Source organism: Frankia sp. R82 (assembly GCF_023716925.1).
Taxonomy (GTDB): domain Bacteria; phylum Actinomycetota; class Actinomycetes; order Frankiales; family Frankiaceae; genus Frankia.
Map to the genome: position 1 here is coordinate 1 of NZ_JAMQQG010000109.1, position 3,535 is coordinate 3,535.

2 protein-coding genes are annotated in these 3,535 nt (G+C 74.0%); one reads left to right on the forward strand and one right to left on the reverse strand.

Annotated elements, in window-relative coordinates; all coding sequences use genetic code 11:
* Positions 1-1,672 (reverse strand): glycosyltransferase family 4 protein (locus ND747_RS15870; RefSeq protein ID WP_374216241.1); only part of this gene is annotated, 1,672 nt, incomplete at its 3' end.
* A gap of 100 nt (positions 1,673-1,772) precedes the next feature.
* Between ND747_RS15870 and ND747_RS15875 the strand changes: the two genes are divergently transcribed.
* A complete protein-coding gene (locus ND747_RS15875) occupies positions 1,773-3,236 on the forward strand; it encodes a polysaccharide biosynthesis protein (protein WP_251734395.1) in 1,464 nt (487 codons plus the stop codon).
* Positions 3,237-3,535: the final 299 nt, after the last annotated feature.

Consider the following 3,535-nt stretch of genomic DNA (forward strand, 5'->3'; position numbering starts at 1 on the left):
CCCCCCCCCCCCCCCCCCCCCCCCCCCCCCGCTTTTTAATTAAACGGCGACCACCTAGATCTACACATGCCATGCTTCGTCGGCAGGGTCTTTTTTTTATAAGAGACAGGGGGTGGCGGGGGGCGAGGAGCAGGTCCTCGCCGGTGCCGGGACGAAGGGTCAACCCCTCCGCTCCGGGCGCCGAGGCGACCCCGGCCCGGGCCAGGGCGGCCCGGGCCTCGCGCAGGCCTGCCCCGTAGAGGACGGCGACGACCTGCTCGCCGTCGGGATCCGGGCGGTACACCAGGTCCGTGCGGCGCAGCACCGGCAGCGCGGCGCCCGGCGACAGCGTGAACGTGGCGTGGGTGAGGTCGTCGTCGACCCGGCGCCGTTCCCGGGCACCGGGACCAGCACCCGCGCCGGTGGACCCGGCCAGTCGGTCGATCTCGGCACTGACCACCCGGGCCAGCAGCTCGGCGCTGGCATCCCAGGTGAACCCGGCCGCCCAGGCCCGCGCGGCGGCCCGCAGATCGGCCGCCGCAGCCGGATCGGCGAGCAGGCGCAGGCCGGCGTCGATGGCCGGGCCGAGCGGCTCGCCGTCGCGCACCAGCCAGCCGGTCGTGCCGTCGCGCACGGCATCGCGCAGCCCGGCGACCCGGAAGGCCACCGCGGGCACACCCAGCGCCGCGGCTTCCAGCACCGACAGGCCCCAGCCCTCGCCGTGCGAGGGGTTCACCGTCAGCCAGGCCGAGGACAGCAGCCGGTCCCGGACCTCGGCGGCGACCTGGCCGTGCCAGCGCACCACCTCCCCCGACGATGCCCCGGCGGACGGCGCTCCGCCGCCGGCGGGGGCGGTCAGCCCGAGGGCGACCGCGTGGGCCACCAGCCGGTCGCGGTCCGGGCCGTCCCCGACGACGTGCACCACGAGGCCCGGGTGCGCGGCGGCCAGCGCCGGCAGCTCGTCCAGCAGCAGGTGCAGACGCTTGTGCGGGACCAGCCGGCCGACGCAGACGACCGTCGGGGCGGGTGCCGGGCCGCCAACGTCCGCCGACGTCGGCAGCGACGCGGCGGTGACACCGTTGGGCACCAGGTAGCGGGGGCCGGGCAGGCCGAGGATCGTCCGGGCCTCGTCGCGGGTGGACGGTGAGACCACCACTGACGGCCGGCGCCGGTAGACCAGTCGGCTGCCGGGTGCCTCCAGCAGCTGGCCGACCCGCGCGACCGGACCCGGGAAGTAGAGCGGAAACTGCTTCTGGTGGACATGGTGCAGCACCTGCACGACCGGGGTGCGCCCGGACAGGACCACCGGGCTGAAGAACGGGATCCCGTTCTGGCAGTCGACCACCGCGTCGACCCGGTGCCCGGCCCGCCCGAGACTCGCCAGCCGCGCCAGCACCGACGGGTACACCCCGAAGGTGCCACCACCTCGGCGCACGTCCACACCGGCCACGGCCTGCGCCGCCGGTGCCGGGGGTTCACCGTCCGGGCGTACCCGCGAGGTCAGCAGGGTCACCCGCACACCGGCCGCGGCGAACCGCTCGGCGACGGACTGGCAGAACAGCTCCGCCCCACCGGCCTGGGGATGCGCGCGGTCACGCCAGTTGAGGAAGACCACGTGCCGCCCGGCGAGTGTGGGCAGGTACCGACTCGGGGCGGGCGCCCCGGGGGACGATGCGGGGCGGCTTCCAATCACCGGTGGCGTTCCTCTCGGCCGAAGGGGGCAGGGCTTAGCATGTTCGCCTGCAACCTACCGATGCCGGAGAAATCGGCGTCCTGCGCCTGAGGGGAGACCGATGGCGAAGCCCTCGCGAGCGGCTGTGGCCGGCCTGCTCGCCGGCCCGGCGTCGCTGGCGGTCGCCGGCATGCTCGTCAACGGCTGCAATCTGCTGATGAACCTGATCGTGGCGCGGGTGCTGGATTCGGACGCCTACGGCGCGGTATCCGTGCAGGTCAGCATCTTCCTGATCTTGTCCGTCGCCGGCAACGCGCTGCTCATCGGCGTCGTGCACCACGAGACGTCCGGCATCGGCGAGTCCCGGCGCGAGCAGTGGTACTGGATCCGCCGGCTGCGCGGTGCCTGCGGCGTCGGCATCGCGGTGGCGACCATCGCCGCCCTCGTGCTGTCGCGGCCGGTGGCGGCCCTGATGTCCTACCACCATCCGGTGGCGATCGCGGAGGCCACGATCGGCGCGGCGCTGTGGACGCTGCTGTGCGTCGAGCGGGGGCTCATCCAGGCCCGCGGCGCCTACCAGCGGCTGGCGGTGAACTTCGTGGTCGAGGGGTTCGTCCGGATCGGCCTGGTGATTCTGTTCGTGGTCTGCGGGATGGGCGTCAACGGTGCGGGGCTCGGCATCGTCATCGGCGTGCTCGTCGGGGCCGAGCACGGCCGCTGGGCGGTCCGCCGTACCCCCCGGCTGCCCCGGGTGCCCCGGCTGCCCTCCCCGGCATCCCTGCAGTCGCCGGCCCCGGCCGAGGCCACCCTGGACGATGCTGCCCTGGACGATGCTGCCCTGGACGAGGCCGACCTTCCGCCGGCCACCGGGCCGATCCCGGTGCCGATCCCGGCGCCGCGGCCCAGCGCCCGCCAGAGCGTCATCGCGGACACGACGGTGGCGCTCGGCGCGCTCGTGCCGCTGGCACTGTTGCAGAACATGGACGTGGTCATCGTCGGCTGGCTGGGTTCGTCCGGCGTCGGTGGCTATGCGGCGATCTCGACGGCCTGCAAGGTACCGGTGTTCATCGGGCTCGCGGTGGCGAACTTCCTGCTGCCGGAGGCGGCGCGACGGCGCAAGGAGGGCCGTCCGGCGGGCGGAACCCTGGCGATCGCGCTGGCCTTCGTGGTCACCCCTGGCCTGCTGCTCGCCGCCATCGGCCTGGTCGGCGCGCACTGGCTGATCGGGTTGGTGTTCGGCGCGCATCTGACCGGCGCCGCGGGCGCCCTGTGGGTGCTGGCGCTGTCGATGACCTTGCTGGCGGTAACCCTGATGTTCACGACCTACCTGCTGGGAGCGGGCGTACGCCGGGTCGTCGGCGTGCTCGCCGTGGCCACCGTGGCCACCGCCGGCGCCCTGGTCTCGGCCGGCGGCGGGGCGATGTCGACGGCCGTCGCGGCGCTGATCACCGAGCTGTTCACCGCGGTGGCCGTCGGTCTGCTCGTCGTCCAGCTGCACCACAGCGACCGTCGGGACGCGGCCGTACGACAGGCCACCGCCGTGCGCCAGCAGGCACCGGACGGCGGATTCCCGGCGGCGGTCTGAGGTTTGTCAGGCGGAACCAAAATCTGCCACCGGCCCTTTTCGGCCGCCCCGGACGGGCGTGAGCCTTTGCCCCATGTCCGATATGCCGGATGGGTCGGTCCGGTACGGTCGTTTTACTCGGTGGGATCTTTCCATCGGTGTGGAAGCCCCCACCAGCGTCGAGAGGCGGAGGCCACCGCACATGCCAGTCAGGATTCGCTCAGGCACCGACAGCGGTGAACCCGGCCGCGAGGAGCACGACGCACCGCCCGGCGGCGAGGCCGGCGGTCAGGCCGGCGGCGAGGCCGGCGGCGCCGGGC